We start from the raw sequence: 18,518 nt of genomic DNA, 5'->3' as shown, positions 1-18,518 counted from the left end.
CCAGAGCGTACTGCAATAGATTTTTGACTGTACAAAGCCGCTTTTCAACTAAGGATTCAACTGAACACGCAACTGTGGCACACCTAATGTGACATCAGCCATTTTCATCCAAGTGACCGTGGCAGAATCTGAATCCGGTTGATGTAATAAGTATAACTGATTATCTAAGGAACCGAACACTAATAAATCCCCACTTTCAGTCGAAATAACAGCTGAGCCTGACTGGTTGCTAGCTGGTGACACCGCAAAAACATAGTTCATCTGCGGCTGCTGTGAACCATCCTTGGCCACACCCTTATAATCGCTAGGCTGTTGTGTGACGCCAAAACTGCCAGAAAAGTTCACACCCATATCACCAACGCGATCGCGATTATTGTCAGACATGGCCGCCACAACCTGCATCAAGGCCTTATTGCTTTGGATTGGCGTCTGCTTCCAATCATTATATTGTTTCACAGCCGCCTGATAGATCTCCGGCAACGAAATTTGAGTGTTATCGGTTTTTGTAAGGCTGGTGTAAGGCTGATTCTGTGGCTGGTCTGCATTAGGCCAAGGTTCATAGTCCTTAGAGAAGAAATGATATTCGTTACCTTGATGTTCAATTCTGGAACGCGCTAACCCGATATTGTCACCGGTATACAAAGCAATTTTTTGTGGTAAAGGCTTGTCGGGATCTTGACCATGGACATAGTACGAAATTCGCAAGAGATTCTTAGGTACCAAATAATACTTTCCATATAAGTAGGCAATTTGTCCGGTAGATACCTCATAATAGGCCACATCAGGATTATCGTCCGTTTGATTTTTTTGTTGCACCGCATGCACCGAAATCGAGTTTTGATATGTGCCATCTGCATTAAGTGTAATTTGCCCATAAGCACGGCTTTGTCCAACCATAGACCGGTAAGCATAGTTACCCACATCTGCTTGATTGGTTATCGGCTTGGCATTCTTTTTAGGGTCGGCTACAAAATCCATTAAGCGCGTCGTAATATCCTTAGGCTGTGGCTTAACTTTCTTTTGCGGCTGTTTTTTGCTGATTGGCGTGCCGCCGTTATCACTACCATCTTGCTTCAACTGAGCTAAATGCCAGTTTTTTTGACCATCAAAACTGACTTGATAGCCTTTCATTTTTTTCTTGTTTAAAGTTTCAGACATGGCTTTACCGATTTTAAGTACCATTGCCCGATCACTCGTATGAATCACAATTTCTTTGCCCGTTTGATGTAATGAAAACTTGGGATTCGCAAAATTTTTATCTACCCGATTCTCACCACCGGGGGCCCCGATCTCATCGATATCTTTGACGGTCACCGTTTTATTGCTCAGAAATTGTAAAGAAATGACGCTATGTGTGCCTTCTCCTCGGTATAGATACCAAATTGGTTTCGCTGTCGTAATTTTTTTTAAGGTTGTGTCCTTTGCCTTTGAATTAGACTGATTATGACTACAACCGGTCAACACTAACAAACAGACAATCATTATCCCCATCAAACGCCAAAAAAAACGCACAATAAATCCTCCTTGAAAATCATCTAAACCAATTATACGCTTGCCGATCCAATTAATTCTGCCAATTAAAGATATAATTTATATCAAAATTGCAAAAATCACCAAAAAGAATTACGTTTAATTTAAATAAAAATATTAAGGAATTATTATTTGTTGCAGTATAATTATTAGCATCATAGAGAGTGAGACAAAAGGTGTTGCCTTTTGGAACACGTTTAGACTTAAAGTTCTTCGTAAACACATATTTTGGGGAGGAAGCATACTAATGAAAAAAATGGGGCTTATGCTTTCATGCTTATTTGTTTTACTGCTTTCATTATTTTTCACCGATACACCGATACAAGCAGCACAAACATTACCAAATAATCCATTGGCCAGCTTAACGACGTCAAAAGCTAACACTGACACCTTGCCAAAACAATCTGTGTTAGCAACGCTATTGGATTCAGAAACGATTACACCCCCAGTAGTGGGTCCCATACCTTATCCAAGTTTTGCCAATTTTTTTGCCAGCTTGAATGTTAACTATACCGATTACGGTAGTACTCACTTCAAAATTTTTTATAATATGCATTCCACTTGGCGGGTTTATCCATATAATGAGCTCAGATCTCAACTTGGGGGTTTTTATATTATTCTACCAGCCTCTATTACTGCTGACGGTGGACTTACCGCGATGCAGAAGGCTGCTGATGACTATGTTACCCAGTTAAAAGCCGATGGGGTTACGATTGATAATATCAAAGTCTATCAGCTTTCAAAACTAAAATCGACGATTGATGGTACCGATTATTATCGTGACGTTTTTTATTTTAGACCCAATGATGGCGCAACGAATACAACAGCGCCACCAGACCCAGATATTAGTACAGAACCCAGGGATCGCTTACCCATCATTATTCCTATTAAAACGGACAGTGACGCTGCCACAACACCAGCCAAAATTCAAATCAATGGCTCACCAAATGACAGTAAGAAAGATACATCAACAGCTAATATTTCAGCTGACTTAAACAAATACGGTGTGCTTTTCGGAGGTACCAATGATTCAGCTTATGATGACCAAACTTATAATTATGCTGCCGTATTAAGTTCACAACTCGGCTTGCAAAATGCACCAGATCAATATCTAGTTTCAGCAACCAGTCATTTATTTACCCAGTACGCAACCTACAGCCATATTTTAGTTTATGACATATACAAAATTGTTGATGGTAGCAACCCAGATCAGCCAAACAATATAGGCTATCTGTACTCCCCCGAAGGAAAAGATGGCACGACCTATAGTCGTGTGGGTCTCGTAGATACATTGGCAAATATCAAAGCACACGACCCTGGTCTAGACACAAGTCCCTACGATCCAAACAATATCCAAATCAGTAGTGGACAGCTCACAGATACAAAAGTCAAGTTAATACCCAGCAACTTTACTGTGCCTTCAAATGACTCTTCTCCAGCCACGGCCGTCCCTGGCACAACCTATACGATTACGCTTAACAAGCATCCAGCGGGCAAACGTGTAGCAATCAAATATCAAAGCTATGATGGCACGACTATTGCATCAGATCAATCTTTGACTAGCACTGATCCCCCACTTGGCAGTGCCTATACTTTTACCAAAGAGCAGCAGATTGATTACGGTTTGAAGAAAGCACCTGAAGGTTATACTCTGCTGAGTGTTACCTATCCAGATGGCACCATCTTAAAAGCTAGCGATATAGATACAGATGCGGCGCTGACGGCCAATAATTTCCAAACTAATTACTCAGGTACGATCACCAATAAGGATCAAACTGTTATCTTTAAGTATGCCCCCCTTGTTGGCAAAGTTGATTTAAAAATTGGCCTAACCGATGGTAGTGTGGTTGGACCACTTGTGTCGGCAGCTAGTTCATTTTTAGCTTATCGAGATAGTTCCAGTCTTATGTTCTCTAATAAGTACACTTATCAAGAGTTGTTTTCAAAATTATATATATCTGGTGAAAATTCACCGACACTTGTGGATTTAGTCGTTGATGGCAGCAAATATACTAATGGTATCTGGGATAAAGCCGAATTAGAAAGTGCTTTGAATTTGACAGATGCAGAAATCCCAATGGTCACTAATTTACTGGATAAATTTGAAGATGCCACTTTAAATACACCGCAATTTGAAGACCTTCAGAAAGAAAAAATTGTCTTTAATAGTTACGGGCAAGTCATCACAAAAACCATACCTTTCACAAAAAATGACTCACATATCACGATTCAGTACCTCTATGGTGATGGTCCCAAGAAAGGACAAAAAGCGGCAGATGACCGCTTAGTGAGTGGGTTAAGTCACGTGACGCCAGACCCGGTCACGATCAATAGTCCTGAAATCACTGGCTATACTCCTGATCAAAGCAAAGTCATAATCAGCTTTACCGGTCAGACTAAGACAGTTAAGGTTTATTACTACAGTAGGCAAAGTTTGCAATTGACAGTCCCTAAAAAAATCGACTTTGGGAAACGGACACTGCCAAATGTATCAAGTGACCTATTAACGTATTTGCCCCAAACGATCGATCAAAATTTAGAAGTCGACCAACAAACATTAATGCCCGAATCTAGCGCTTTAAACTATCAACTGCCCTGGCAATTAACCGCTACAGCAAGTGATCAGCTCACCCAAACGGGCAGCTCTAAAACGATCGGTGCATCGCCAATTCACTACTGGCACGAAAATACAGACGTCCAATTAACTGCCAATCAGCCAGCCTTGATCATGCAAGATGCGGGTACTAAGAATATTTCAGAAAATTGGCTAAAATCAAAAAATACTGGGTCAATTGCAGCTGCTGATGATAAAAGTGTCCTTACCAACGACCAAGCATCTGGCATTGCCCTGCAATTTGTAAATGACAATAACCATACACAAATTTTAGGTAATGGCAAGGCTTATGTGGGTACTATTGACTGGCAGCTATCTTTAGCGCCTCATTAATTTCTATATTCAGAATCAGTTATAACTAAAAACAGGTGGCTGAAGACAAAACTAATGCTTTGTCTTCAACCACCTGTTAATTACGAATAATTTTGGTTTAAACGTGTTCCAAAAGGCAAAGCCCCTTGTTTCACTCTGATGTTAATTACCACCTAAAAATGACTTCAAAGCACCGCCTGCCGCAGAAGATTCCGCGCTTCTTAAGGCACTAGAAGCTTCTTGAGGACTACTAACATTGCCCATTTGCGAAACTTTCTGCTCCAACTGAGTAATGGCATTGGCAAGATTTGAATTATCAGCCTGGGCTTGTTGCGCCAAGTCAGATAGTTGGCTTTTCACATCTTGGATCTGAGCTTGATAAGTCCCGGCATCGTTGGATTCTTGATAACCGTCAACGGCGTTTTTCAAATCTTTAACCGTCTGCGTCAACTGCGAAATTTCAGAACTAGTGGGGCTAGAAGTAGTGGCTTGACTGGATGAGCTGCTCGATTCACTGGCGCTGGAACTGGTGACTTGAGAACTTTCCTGTTGACTATCAGCACTTTGATCATTGTTATTCCCACTAAACGTATGGATCAGTAAGAAAATGACAATAATCACTAAAATGACAGCTAATAATGTCCACATCAAATGTTTGCCGCGATTGCGCTTTTTTGGTTTATTGGGTTTGGTTTTATTGGGCTGGGCTTGGTTTGTTGTACTATTAGTTTTGGGTGCTGCTTGTGCTGATGCCGCCGGGTGTACATTCGCAGTAGGTGTTTCAGGCGCTTGTGTTTGGGCCATGCGTCCATCCAAATCGACTAATTGAACATTAAACATCTGCCCTGTAATTTTTCCCGTTTCAGGATCACTTACAAAAGCTTGAATCTGATAATTGCCAGACTGCTGAAAATTCACTTGCGATGTGTCGATTTGAACCCGATCGCTGATATCCGCCCCTTTGGCTGAAAAAGCCTTAATATGAGCTTGCTGAATCCATTGTTGGTCCGTTAATTCCAAACCCGTTTGTAGTCTAAGGGTCGTTGTGCCAATCGTTAAAATTGGTTTATCTGTCAAAAAAGTTACCCCCTTGTCGCACTCTGTTTGTTTTTATTTTACCTGAAAAAAATGATTTGCCATCAGCCGGAGGTCTAAACTTTACCAAAGGTTTACCAATCCAACAAGGCTGATATGCTATAATTACGAACAGTTAGCATTATTTTAACGTATTGGGGTTTTAATGAAAATGAATACGACAGCAAAACGTTTCAAGCAAAAATGGATCTACCTGATTTTTATTTTATCTTTTGGCTTAATGGGGGTTCTAAACTTTTTAACCCCATTATATGATGATGATCTTTACATGTACCACCGCTACCATTCTTTCTGGAGTATTTTAGACGTAGCCAATTATGAGTATCACAATTGGAATGGCCGCGCCGTGGGTCAAACAATTTTTCGTTCCCTATTAAACATCCCCTGGCCGGCTTTCAAAATTCTTAATGCTTTAGCTTTTTGTGCATTAACTTTCTTGATCCTATTATATACTTCCAAAAATTGGCAGAAACTGTCTCCCATCAAATATCTAGCAATTCTCGCCGCAAGTTGGCTCTTTTTGCCCGCTTTTGGACAAAGTGTGCTCTGGGCGGCAGGCTCTGGCAACTATCTTTGGACGACTCTCTTGATTCTCTGTCTCGCCCTACCTTATTTTATCAAAGCCTTCCATATTCAACGCACCCCCTTTAAGCATCACTTGAAGCCAGCTATCCGCGCGATACTCATCATTTTTTTAGGCATTCTAGCAGGCTGGTCCAACGAGAATACGTCCGGCGGCCTGATTATGGCAATTGGTTTGATGATGATCTATCAACTATTTGTGAAAAAAACTAAGTTAGCTTTATGGCAATACACCGGCTTTGCGGCCACCGTGTTCGGCTTTCTCATGTTGCTGCGCGCACCAGGTAACCAAGTTCGTACTATCGCCACAGTAGGTAAAGCTTACCTAAAGATCCCCTTCTTGCAGCGCTTTTCTACCGGTATCTGGCATGTCAGCGATTCCATGAACAAATTACATATGCCTTTCGTTTGGACACTGTTAGCTGCGATCATTGTGCTCTTTATTTTTTGGCCGTCCTTAGAACGTATTGTCAAAGCCTTATTATGGACAGCCGTGGGTGCCGCCACGCTTTACGCTTTAGGTGCCGCACCAACCGCTATCGATGGCGGCCGTGCCTTTTTTGGTGGCATGGTATTTGGCCTGATTGCTTTATTTAGTGCCATCCCGGATGGTTTTGAGTTCCAAACGATCAAGTGGAAACGTGGTTTGATCCTACTTGCTAACTTAGCGATTATTATTAGTGCCTTATTTAATTTTTATCCTGGCTTTATGGATCTTTACCGTTCAAATGCAGCAATCAAAACGCGTTACAGCTATATTGAACAGCAAGTAGCCAAAGGTCACACCCATTTGAAGGTACCCCCAATGTGGTATTATCCAACGACTAAATATGCCATCAACTATAATTCTCAAGATCTGGGCAAAGACCCTAAAGTATTCCCCAACGATGGCTATCCCGTCTACTTCAAAGGCTTAAAGAGCATTGTTCGACCACGGTAATAATTTTCAGAAATTCGCCACAAGTTTTACACAACTCCGATTTAAGCTAAACCCATCGTTGAAGTTGTATTGAGTGCTTTTACGTTTTAGCTTATAATTTAGGTTTGTGTAAAGGAGTTTTCCCCATTATGATAGAGTTAATAAAAAAATATAAGCAACTGATCAACTACGCAATTTTTGGTGTATTGACGACTGTGATCAATATTGGCGCCTTTCAGTTATTGGATCATAATCTAAATTGGAACTATATGTGGGCTAACAATATGGCCTGGTTTATTTCCGTCTTATTTGCCTTTTTCACCAATAAGACGCTTGTGTTTGGTTCTAAATACACGACCAAAGGTGCTTTTACGCGAGAACTCCTAGCCTTTTTTGCGGCGCGCTTAGCATCCCTACTCGTAGATGACGCCATTATGTATGTTGGGGTTTCGTTACTAGGTATGAATAGTTTACTCACAAAAATCGTAGATAATATCATTGTTATTATCATTAATTACGTCTTGAGTAAAATTATCTTCAAGTCTGATCCAATGAAGTCTAAAAAAGAGGAAGTGGCTCAAAGTAAAGATGTCCGCTGAGAAAAATTTATCTGTTGTCATCCCTTGTTATAACGAGCAGGAAACCATCCCGATTTTTTATAAAACCATGGAAGGTATCAACGCCCAAATTCCTGATTATGAAATCGACTACTACTTTGTCGATGATGGTTCCAAAGACAACACCTTAAAAGAAATGCGCCAACTGCAAGCAAAAAATCCGGAACGGGTTCATTACTTATCTTTCTCGCGTAATTTTGGTAAGGAATCTGCATTATTAGCAGGTCTCGATGCTGCAAAAGGTGAGCTAGTCGCCGTCATGGACGTAGATTTACAAGATCCACCAGAGTTGCTAATTGACATGCTTGCAGGCATTCAGAAAGAAGATTACGACTGCGTGGCTGCCCGTCGTGTTTCTCGCGATGGTGAACCACCCATTCGTTCGTTCTTTGCCCGCATGTTTTACCGACTAATTAATAAAATCTCGGAAACACCAATTGTAGATGGTGCCCGTGACTTTCGGCTCATGACGCGTCCCGTTGTGGATTCAATCTTATCCATGCGTGAATATAATCGCTTTTCCAAAGGCATTTTTGGTTGGGTCGGTTATAAAACCAAATACTTAGAATATAAAAACGTGGAACGTGTGGCCGGTGAAACGAGCTGGTCTTTTTGGAAATTATTCCGTTATTCTTTAGATGGTATTGTGAGTTTTTCAGAATTTCCACTCTCCATCGCCTCTTGGATCGGCTTTATTTCCTTTGCAGTTTCATTCATTTTTCTTGCTTTTATTGTAATTCGTGCTGCCGTTCATGGCGACCCAACACCCGGATGGCCGTCAATGGTCTCAATTTTCTTAATGATCGGTGGCCTCCAACTCCTTTGCTTAGGCATTGTGGGTAAGTATATCGGCAATATTTATCTTGAAGTCAAGAATCGGCCGCGTTACATCGTCAAAGAGAAAAAATAGCGTGAGAGTAATTTTAGAACGCGTTTGAAATAAAAACGTTCATCAATCAAATAAAGCCGAGAGTGAGAGAAAAGGCGCCCAGCGCCTGAGCACCAACAAGAACTACGAAAAATGGTGGACTTTCTATTTGAGTCATTCGTCGTTGAGTGAGGGCATTACCTTTTGGAACACGTTTAAGATACAATCGTTCGCGAAATAATCGGAGCCGTAGACAAAACATTAGTTTTGTCCCGACTCCGATTTTTTTGATATAGATTAATACTCACAACTCATTTTTACTGTGTGGCTCAACCTTTGTTTTTTCGTACCCACCACATTTTTAGCCGTGTCACCATCCGTTTCAGCTGTCCAGCCGTTGATTCACTATTTGCGATAAGTACATGCTGCCGATAGTGTGCCCATAAGAACCACAATAGCAGTATTAAACTTAAGCTCACATTTATTAGCGAACCCCATTGGTAAAACTGAGCCGCTTGCTTAGCACTGCCAAAAACATGATATTCCAGCTGGATCCAGACGGTAAATTCGTTAAATAAAATCAGCAGACCAAAGCACTGCCAACGCACCCAATCTCCTACCCAATGTGTTGTTGACTTTGTTAATAACAATAAAAATAAGAATGGCATCATAATCAGCTGATAACGCTCATGTTGCGCACCAGTCAGCATAAAAATTGCTAGCGTATAGATCAGCCCTGCCGACCACATATCAAATGTCATCAGCTTCTGTTGGCGCAGCCAATAAGCGACCCCTAAGAAGAAAAGAATCAGCGCAATTAGCAAAAGATTGGCTTGGTTATATGTAAAAGTACCAAAAAATGTTTGGTTCATTTGAATATTTGGCTGCCGCCCGTAGAAACTTGCGCCCCAAACATTAAACCCGCCCATCAATAAGTGACTATATTCGCCAAATGCTTTGAACGTCATGGTAAATGGTAATAGAAAGTCAAAGTTATACAGGCTAAAGGGGAACCAACCCACATAGATCGTTAAAAAGCCATAGAAAACGCCATCTAAGGTGCGGCGCCAACCATGCTTAAGCCAGGTTTCAGCTATAAATAAAGGCACAAAATACAGCACCTGAAACTTCATCAAACAGCCGAGCCCCAATAGAATTGCACTAAAACGTACTTTATCATGCTTTAACAGTAACGCAGCCGCCAAGGTAAAAAAGATCAGAGCCGAGTCAATTTGCCCCCAAATAATCGTATTAAACGTTAATGCTGGCAATAATACCAACGCTAGTCCTAATGCCGCTGCACGTAAATTCTGACCACAAAACCTAAAAATCAGCCAGCCATTGGCAATCTGAAAAACAATCGGCCAGAATCGAATCGATACATATGCTAAGAAGACAAACCAAGCGTTAGAACTGGTATACCAAACCAGCCCTGGCCGCAGCCATCCTTGGAGCGTACTCAAAAGGATAGGATAAAGTGGCGGGTAATCGATCCGCTTGCCCACATGAAAATGAGGCGCGTACATCCCCCATAAGTTGGTCCCCACCCGATGAACCCATTGAAAATTCGTCCATTGTAGATCTACCTTAGTCTGAAAGAAGCCACTGATCATCAAAAAAGTGAGCAGTAAGCTAAATAAAATTGAATAAAACACAATACAAATTTGCTTTTTTGACCATGTCGCGGTTAATTTCATAGTTATACCCTCATTGTCATTCACATCAATATCATCATACCACGTCTCTGAAAACAAGCGGGCTATGTTACAATTAGAGCAACTTTTATCAGGGAGTCATTATGAAAAACAAACACCAACCCTATCGTCTCTATTTAATGCTAGCCGGTCTTTTAGTCATCCTGATCGGTTTAAGTATCTATGCTTTCAACCCGTATCACCAACAGCGTATTTCTAAACCGCGCGACCATTATTTGTTCGTTTACTTTACAATGCCGAAGTATCCAAATAATGAACAGATTCATTTTGCTGTCAGTACAGATGGCTACCATTTTAACCCCCTCCATCACAATCAACCAGTCTTCTTCGCTAAAAAAGGTTATCCAGCCGTACGCGACCCTTTTATCATGCGCGCCCAAAATCACAAAGGGTTCTATATTTTGGCGACTGCTGGCGGCTGGCAGCAAGAATCAGGCGACCCAACCACCATTGCCCAGCCAAATCCCAATATTCATGTCTGGCACAGTCAAAACCTTACAGATTGGCACGAATCATTGGTCCCCATAGCCGATCAGCAAACAAAATTTGTTTGGGCACCGGAAGCCATTTATGACCGTCAGCACCATAAATACCTAGTCTACTGGTCACAGCCCATAAATGCGAAACTACCCCAGTCCAAATTTGCGATTTATGCCGCACAAACAAAAGATTTTAAACATTTCACCAAACCACGCGTTTATCTCAACCAAAAAAATCAGAGTCAGATCGACATGACTATTTTTTCAAGTGGCACTAATTACTATCAATTCACTAAAAATGAAACGACTAAACAAGTTTTCGAAACACGTTTAACCCAATTAATCAATAAAAAAAGACAAGCAATCCCAAGCCATCGCTTAGTTCAAGAAAAAAATGTTGAGGGCCCAACTGTCTACAAACTCTATCACCAGCACAAATGGCTGCTGCTGCTAGATCACTATGATCAAAAAGGCTATCAAGCATTCAGTACCTCGAATTTAAATAGCGGCCAATTCACACCAATTCATTCAAAATCCTATCATTTACCAATAGGCGCGAGACATGGAACCGTCATACCAATTACTAAAATAGAGTATCAGCGGCTTTGGAAACATTACCAATAAAGTATCAATTCAATCCCAGAATACTGGTAATTTTATGCAAAAACTGTACTTCACTAGTCACCTGTTTCATATTTTCATTTTCATTATTTATGATTTTTTTAATTCATTAAAACACGAATTATTAATAGATATAAATAAATAAATATTCACAAATCAGCTCACAAAACGGCCTTTAAATGGTATGCTTTCTTTAATGTCAATTCATACTTTTAAACTCGAATCGTAGAGGTGAGCATTGCCGTGTTCAGCATTAAAATGAACAAGTATCCAATATACTCAATCCTACTTTTAGGATTGATTCTAGTGAGTTGTTTTAACATTCGTATTCGCCACACTAAAGCGGCAGTTTATCAGTCTATTCTTAAATATCCAAATGCATCTTCAGACACCAATACGCCAATACATGAAAAATATGCTTTTGCGCCCACACTGACAACAGAAACGCAAGTGACTGTTAGTAATATTATCGGCGCCACTTTAGATTCAATCGATGACCAAAAAATCGTAACCCTAAAACCAACTGGCGATGGCACCGTCTCAGCCGATGTTTTATATACAAATATCGGGTTTGACGGCAATAATGAAGCCATTGACGCTAAGGTACATATCGATACCACTAAAACCAATGCTCAAGTGCAAATAAAGCCGATTGCTTTCATTCAAGCGACCAACAAAGACTCTTACAAAGGCCGGCCGACTGGTGCCGCAGACATTACCTTTGTCAAGCATGGCACCAATACGCCAGTAAACATGAGCGGCCATTTAACCTTTGCGGATGTGAATAGTGTTAAAGAAATTAATTTCGACTTGTCTTTCTTTGACAAAGTCTATGTTGATCGCAATAGTGGCATTCAATACCAGGGCTCTGGCTCAACCATGAAAATGTCTGGTAAAACGACTGCCACGGATGATGTGACTTCTCAGATGACAGGGGCCTTTACTGACAAATCTACGATCCACTATTCTTTCAAAGCGCTCACCTGGGGTAATGTGGGTGTTGGCTTTAATACTGGGTCTTTAGTGAGTATTGTAGTTCCGGCGCCACAAAAATTTTCTGCTTTAAGTACGGCGCGCCAAGAAACAGGACTAACGGCGCTAACAAATTATAATAAGCCTGTTTCAAGCGTCCAAGCGACCATTGATCAGCTGACCACGCCCTTAAACATGCCGGCACCAATTACTGATATTTATCAAAAGCAGCCCTTTTATACCATCAGACAAATAATCCCTTATGCTGCTAGGGGATTTATTAAGACTTATCAATTGAGTGATACAGTGTCACCTTATTTGAATTTTACAAAAGATGACATTCTGATCACTAATGATCAGAACGAGAATAAAAAGAATTGGTTCAATGTGTCGGTAGATAGTAATCATAAATTAACGATTGCAGCAACTGATAAGGCTGTCAATGACCGGTCCTTCTATAATCAGAACTACACTTTCACGATCAATGCACAACTTGACAAAGCCCAAAAAGCAAGCTGGTATCCTTTATTAGATAGCAACGAAATGTTATCTCTACCAAATACAGCCTATGCTGCAATCACTACTTCACTAAATGGCACGACTACGGACCAGCCTAGAACTTCAAATCCCGTAAATGCACTTTTTCTTGTGCCAGCCCCTAAAGTTACAATTCCAGAGACCACACTTCTCAATACAGGGGAAGCCCTGTCTATTAATGGTACTGTGTCCGATGCTGGCAGTGCAGCACTACAGTTCTTCTATACTGTGGATGGTGGTGCTGAAAAGCCGCTAAATTTCAATGGAACTAATAGTAATCGGATTGATAATGCCACCATCAATCAACCAATCACCTGGCAAGCAACTTTAGCAAACCTTACAACAGATACTGACCACCAATTAGTGATTTACGCTAAAAACACCTTTGACAATAGTTCCAATAAAATTAAGGTGACCCTTCAAAAGGGCATTCCCGCCCGAGCTTGGTTCCACTACTGGGACATCGACAGTGATCTTTCTGTTGACCCCAGCAAAGCAGATAGCAACAATCCGACCAGTGACTTATTTAAACTGAATTCAACGGGTTATACTAGTGGTCTCTTGGGAGCACATATCCAAGAGCATTTACCAGCAGGTACCCCCACAATTGGTGATCAGCCAAGCGATAAAAATGCCCCTGCTCCAAAAATCCCCGGTTATCAGTACTTAGGCTACTATGTCTATCCGGGTGGTGATGCAAAAAGTATTTGGGTGCCTTACAATCCCGCTGATCCAACTAGCAGCGTATTTTCTGGAACCTACACCTATCAAGAAGCCATACGGCAACAAGCCATTGCCTTTATTTATCGCAAAACCAGTGCTGGACTCAGTGTCCAGATGAGTGATATTGAATTTGGAAATTACCGTGTGGCTGATAAACGGTCTGATTTTGCAAGCCGTAATGAAAATCACTTACAGATCATGGATACTAAGACCACAGATCCCAGCCAATTAGACGCCAACGCCACTGATACCCTTGATGATACCCTAGGTGCTTGGCGTGTGGATGTCATTTCTACCAACGATTTATATTTGCCTAATGATCCTAACACTGTCATTACTGGCGCTAGTCTTGAGTTTAAACAAGGGGTAACTCCAGCCAATTCAAAAGCTGCCGCGTACCCTATCAAATTAAAATTAAATGGTCAGGTTGCGACTACCATCGCTGAATCTTCAGGCTTTGGTAGTGCTGATATTGCCTGGACACCTGATATGATCCATCTACACATCCCCGAAGATGCCACAATTAAACCTGGTCGTTACCGTACCGATCTTAATTGGTCTGTCTCTCGCAGTGTGGTATAAAAATAAATCAAAACAAAACATCTCACACCTTATAGCTTTGAAAGGTATGGGATGTTTTTTTGAATTATACACGTTTAAAGTATTTTACATGTGCTCTAAAATCACCTAATTGATCCGGTAAATTATACAAACCAACATGCATTAATTCATCGCCGCCAAAGATTTGGCCGGTGTCAGCTTCTTGGTAGTTGGCATCTGCTTGTAAGCCGGCTGCTTTGGTAATACTGATCATTGGTTGTGCTGAAGCTAGAATTCTAAAAACAAACAAGATAAATTCAGACTTATCAGGACTAACAAATTCCCAGGCCGACTCATTGTGTTTAAACGGACTAGCCAAACGATAAAAAGTCCCATACTGCAGCAACTGTCGATGAGCTTTATAAAATTGAATTTGCTGCTTAATAATTGCTTTTTCTTTTGGTGATAAATCATTAACATTCAATTCATAACCCAAAACACCAGACATAGCAACCGCCCCACGCATTTGTAGACTCGTTAATCGATGATTTTGATGATTTGGTGAAGCAGATACATGAGCCGTAATACTCGAAGGTGGATAGGCCAACGTTGTCCCATATTGGATACCAATACGTTCGACAGGATCCGTATTATCGGAAGTCCATGATTGTGGGAAGTAGTACAAAATACCAGCATCAAAACGACCACCACCACCGGAACAGCCTTCAAACAGAATATTGGGGTAGCGTTTCGTCAAACGATCCGCTAAATCATAAACACCGAGGACGTAACGATGGCCAACTTCACCTTGCTGATTTGGCCCTAAAACCGTTGAATAGACTTCCGTCAAATTTCGATTCATATCCCATTTAATGTAGTCAATCGGTACTTGATCCAACACCGCACACATCTGGGTGAAAATATTATCCACAACTTCAGGGCATGAAAAATCCAAAACATATTGATCACGTGAGGGAGACATTTGCCGCCCAGGAATGTGCAGGACATATTCAGGATGCTGGCGATAAAGGTCAGAATCGGTAGAAATCATTTCTGGTTCAAACCATAAACCAAATTTTAATCCCATTTGATGAACTTGTTCCGCCAGGCCTTTCAATCCATGACTGTCTTTGAACTTTTGGTCATATTCATGCCAATCCCCTAAAGAACGATCGTCACTATCACGTTTGCCAAACCAGCCATCATCCAACACAAACATCTCAATGCCTAAGGGTTGGGCCGCATCCAAAATTTGCTGAATTTTATGAGCATCAAAATTAAAATAAGTTGCCTCCCAATTGTTCAATACAATTGGTCTTGGCGCATATTGAAACTTTCCCCGGGCAACACGCTCGCGTAACAAACTATGGTAGGCTTGTGACATGCCATTTAAGCCATGACTTGAGTAAGCCATGATCACTTCAGGTGTTTGAAAACTACGATTTGGTTTTAATTGCCATTCAAAGTTATTTTCATTGATACCAGCCAAAATTCGAGTTTGCCCCACAAAATCCTTGTCTAAAGTAAATTGGTGGTTTCCTGAATAGACAAGCTGGAAGCCGACAGCCGCCCCTGTATTTTCAGTTGTTTCAGGGCGGACTAATGCAATGAAGGGATTCATATGATGTGAACTCGTGCCCCGACGCCCATTAAACTCCGTCACGCCTTGAGGCAAGGTTTGCCGCTGAATCTGCCGTTCACGCATATGTGCCCCGGGTAATGAAATAGCTTGAATATCCTCTAATGGCATATCCATCTGCATGGAGGCAATTTTTTTAATACTTAACGTATCATTTCCATGGTTGATGATTTTCACATTGCGCGTGATCACTGGGCGATCTGCATAAATTGTATAAGTCAGCTCCAAATCCGCTTGTAAAACGCCATCGGATAGTGTCACGATCAAGGTTTTTGCTTCATCGGATTTTTTGACGTAACTATGTGGCAGATGTTCCAAATCCGGTTTGCCATCAATGATGCGATAAGCCACATAACGAAAATCCGTTGCTAAAGCCCCATTAGGTGCTTCAATCACGATTGCCGGCGTACGAAAATCACCCGTTTGATTGCCACTATACTCTTGAGGTAACACATCTTTAGAAAAATCACGATGTGTCTTGTGCGGCTCCCCTGGCAGATTAGGCGAAAAGGCTCGATCTAAGCGTGGATAGCGCAATTCATTATGATAATCACGAATCTTATCGCCAAAATACAAATGACATAATAAATTGCCCTCTTCAACACTAAAGATATAAGAAATCGAATCATTGGCTAAATAAAATACCTTTGTTTTGGGATCAAATTTAATTTTTGCTTTTGTCACAAATGAAACCTCCAAATCAAAAGTTGTCTATACTTGCAATGTACCACATTTTGATGGGAATGATTAGTGAAACATAAAAAAGGATAGTCAATACAAAATTATTATTGTATCGACTATCCCATTTATTTATAAACGCATATCAATATCGCAAGGATTTATTTAAGTTTCGAAAAAACTTAAGCTGGGTAATAAGCACCGGCAGCAGCCATGATCCATTGAGAATCAGAGCCTAGCTTCAATGCTTGTTTTCCGTTGATGTAAGTCAAGGCAAATACTTTATAAGCGCCAGTTGCGGAGATAGAACCTGCTTGACCACCATTACGGTCATATAAAGGTGTGCCAGCATTAGCATAGAATGTACCATTCTTAGCTTCAACGGTATCCAAATCAGCAGCTTTAACCCATTGGTTGCTGCCTAAATCATAGGCAATAACATTACCGTTGTCATCTTTAGCAACACGGAAAGCAGCCCATTCATTAACAGAAGTTGCTAATTTACCAGTTGCATTCTTGCCTTCTGGTTCGCTATAAACTTTAGCAGCCTTGTAATTAGAGAATACGGCTGTACCAGCTGGTAAAGTAGAAGTCGTAGCTGATGAATTATCTGAAGAAGTATCTAAGTCAGAGGCTTTAACCCATTGGTTGTCACCTAAGTCATAAGCCACAGCATTGCCGTCTTTATCTTTAGCAACACGGAAAGCAGCCCATTGGTTAAAGTCTGTGCTTAATTTACTACCAGAATCTTTCTTAGTTGTGGCATCACTATAAACAGTCGCAGCTTTATAGTTTGAATTCATAACTGTATTAGCTGGTAAATCAGAAACCTTTAAATCACCTGTGCTCTCAGTATCAGATAAGTCAGAGGCTTTAACCCATTGATTCTCACCAAGCTTATAGGCAATTGGTTTGCCATTAGCATCCATAGAAACAGCCATTGCTGCCCAAGCATTATACTTTGTGCTCAAGTATTGGTTTGTTCCATTTTTAACAGATGCATCAGAATAAACGCGAGCTGCCTTGTAGTCTGAATAGACAACGGTGCCTGAAGGCAAAATATTGATTGTTACTTGTGCGTTAGAAACATTCACATCACTAGCTTTAACATATTGGCCATCACCAATTTTATAAGCAACAATATTACCATCAGGATCTTTGACTAAAGCTAATACTTGAGTATTGCTATCATTTTTAATAGTTGTGTTAGCAACAACTTCAGTCGTTGCTTTGTCTTTATAAACTTGTGCTGTGGCATTCTTAGCATTGACTGTTCCTGAAGAAACTGGTACATCTGTATCTTCAGTTAAAGCAGCATCGGGTGCTGTATAAGACATTTGTGAAGCAGGTACAGTATAAGTCTTACCATTACTAGTACCTGTATATTGATTAATTGCACCAGCACTAGTCAACCGAATACTTGTAATTTTTAAAACAGCGCCAGCACCAGGTTTTTGAGTGCTACCATTTGACGTTTCAGTCCAAGTGGTATTTTTGTCATTGTTGAACATGCTTACAGCACTAGATACGGTAAATGAACGAGGTTTTGTGTTAGCACTAACTAAACTACCATAGCTGATCCAGTCACCATCTTTATCACTTAAAGATTTAACTGTCCCGTTCTCGATATAAAGTTGAGTTGGATGGACTGGTGTACCCTTAGTAATATATTCGTTGGTACCCTTAGTCAATTCTGGATTTGCAAAAATTGTAGCATCCTTATCACTTAAAACTGTTGCATATTCACTGCCATCAGGGTTAACGCTAATTTTTCCTGATAGACTAGTAGTTGCCGCTTTAGCAACGCTTGTTTGCCCTGGCAATGCTACGGAAGATACTGCTGGCGCGGCAACTGGTGCGACAGCTAATAAAGCAGCTGCAGCAACGCCTAAATATTTCACTTTTGCAGTGTTTTTCATGATTTTCCCTCCTAGATCTTAATGGTGAAATTACACCAAGCATATTGTATCATTTATAACCTTAAAATTTCGTCTAGTTTTTCATTAAATGTTTTTTAAATATTATGTTGGTAGACAACCTATATTTTTAACTTACACAAAAATAACAGTAACGAACA

General features: G+C 40.7%; 11 protein-coding genes. 6 read left to right on the top strand and 5 right to left on the bottom strand.

What is annotated here, in order from left to right; all coding sequences use genetic code 11:
- Window positions 1-48: 48 nt before the first annotated feature.
- Window positions 49-1,512, bottom strand: a complete 1,464-nt coding sequence (locus ACNAN0_RS01400; protein ID WP_416353655.1) for a hypothetical protein — start codon at window positions 1,510-1,512, stop codon at window positions 49-51.
- Between the two features lie 265 nt (window positions 1,513-1,777).
- On the opposite strand from ACNAN0_RS01400, the gene ACNAN0_RS01395 reads away from it, so the two are divergent.
- Complete coding sequence (locus ACNAN0_RS01395) at window positions 1,778-4,477, top strand: MucBP domain-containing protein (RefSeq protein ID WP_416353654.1); 2,700 nt, start codon at window positions 1,778-1,780, stop codon at window positions 4,475-4,477.
- Window positions 4,478-4,618: 141 nt separating this feature from the next.
- On the opposite strand, the gene ACNAN0_RS01390 is transcribed toward ACNAN0_RS01395, so the two are convergent.
- Entirely contained in the window at window positions 4,619-5,533 is a 915-nt protein-coding gene (locus tag ACNAN0_RS01390; RefSeq protein WP_230913835.1) for a hypothetical protein, read from the bottom strand.
- Between the two features lie 169 nt (window positions 5,534-5,702).
- Here ACNAN0_RS01390 and ACNAN0_RS01385 point away from each other — a divergent pair, with 169 nt between their 5' ends.
- From ACNAN0_RS01385 to ACNAN0_RS01375, 3 genes are all read left to right on the top strand, one after another.
- Window positions 5,703-7,073, top strand: a complete 1,371-nt coding sequence (locus tag ACNAN0_RS01385; protein ID WP_416353653.1) for a DUF6056 family protein — start codon at window positions 5,703-5,705, stop codon at window positions 7,071-7,073.
- A 128-nt stretch (window positions 7,074-7,201) separates the two neighbouring features.
- Window positions 7,202-7,651 (top strand): GtrA family protein, encoded by a 450-nt coding sequence (locus tag ACNAN0_RS01380; protein ID WP_269073905.1) that lies wholly within the window; start codon window positions 7,202-7,204, stop codon window positions 7,649-7,651.
- Window positions 7,641-8,579 carry a glycosyltransferase family 2 protein gene (locus ACNAN0_RS01375; RefSeq protein ID WP_416353652.1) on the top strand — a complete coding sequence of 313 codons (939 nt, stop codon included), beginning with the start codon at window positions 7,641-7,643 and terminating at the stop codon, window positions 8,577-8,579. Before ACNAN0_RS01380 ends, ACNAN0_RS01375 begins: the two co-directional genes overlap by 11 nt.
- A 287-nt stretch (window positions 8,580-8,866) precedes the next feature.
- Here ACNAN0_RS01375 and ACNAN0_RS01370 read toward each other — a convergent pair whose 3' ends face one another.
- Window positions 8,867-10,234 carry a glycosyltransferase 87 family protein gene (locus tag ACNAN0_RS01370; RefSeq protein WP_416353651.1) on the bottom strand — a complete coding sequence of 456 codons (1,368 nt, stop codon included), beginning with the start codon at window positions 10,232-10,234 and terminating at the stop codon, window positions 8,867-8,869.
- 101 nt (window positions 10,235-10,335) lie between these two features.
- On the opposite strand from ACNAN0_RS01370, the gene ACNAN0_RS01365 reads away from it, so the two are divergent.
- Window positions 10,336-11,355 (top strand): glycoside hydrolase family 43 protein, encoded by a 1,020-nt coding sequence (locus ACNAN0_RS01365; RefSeq protein WP_416353650.1) that lies wholly within the window; start codon window positions 10,336-10,338, stop codon window positions 11,353-11,355.
- Between the two features lie 303 nt (window positions 11,356-11,658).
- Window positions 11,659-14,166 carry an isopeptide-forming domain-containing fimbrial protein gene (locus ACNAN0_RS01360; protein ID WP_416353649.1) on the top strand — a complete coding sequence of 836 codons (2,508 nt, stop codon included), beginning with the start codon at window positions 11,659-11,661 and terminating at the stop codon, window positions 14,164-14,166.
- A gap of 64 nt (window positions 14,167-14,230) precedes the next feature.
- On the opposite strand, the gene ACNAN0_RS01355 is transcribed toward ACNAN0_RS01360, so the two are convergent.
- The gene (locus ACNAN0_RS01355) at window positions 14,231-16,447 is read right to left on the bottom strand and encodes an alpha-galactosidase (protein WP_416353648.1); all 2,217 of its coding nucleotides are present in this window, start codon (window positions 16,445-16,447) and stop codon (window positions 14,231-14,233) included.
- A 176-nt stretch (window positions 16,448-16,623) separates the two neighbouring features.
- Window positions 16,624-18,360, bottom strand: a complete 1,737-nt coding sequence (locus ACNAN0_RS01350; RefSeq protein WP_416353647.1) for a hypothetical protein — start codon at window positions 18,358-18,360, stop codon at window positions 16,624-16,626.
- Between the last annotated feature and the right edge of the window lie 158 nt (window positions 18,361-18,518).

Origin of the sequence: Agrilactobacillus fermenti (assembly GCF_047943045.1) — a bacterium.
In the GTDB taxonomy this organism is placed as follows: Bacteria; Bacillota; Bacilli; order Lactobacillales; family Lactobacillaceae; genus Agrilactobacillus; species Agrilactobacillus fermenti.
This window is presented reverse-complemented; position numbering and strand designations above follow the sequence as displayed.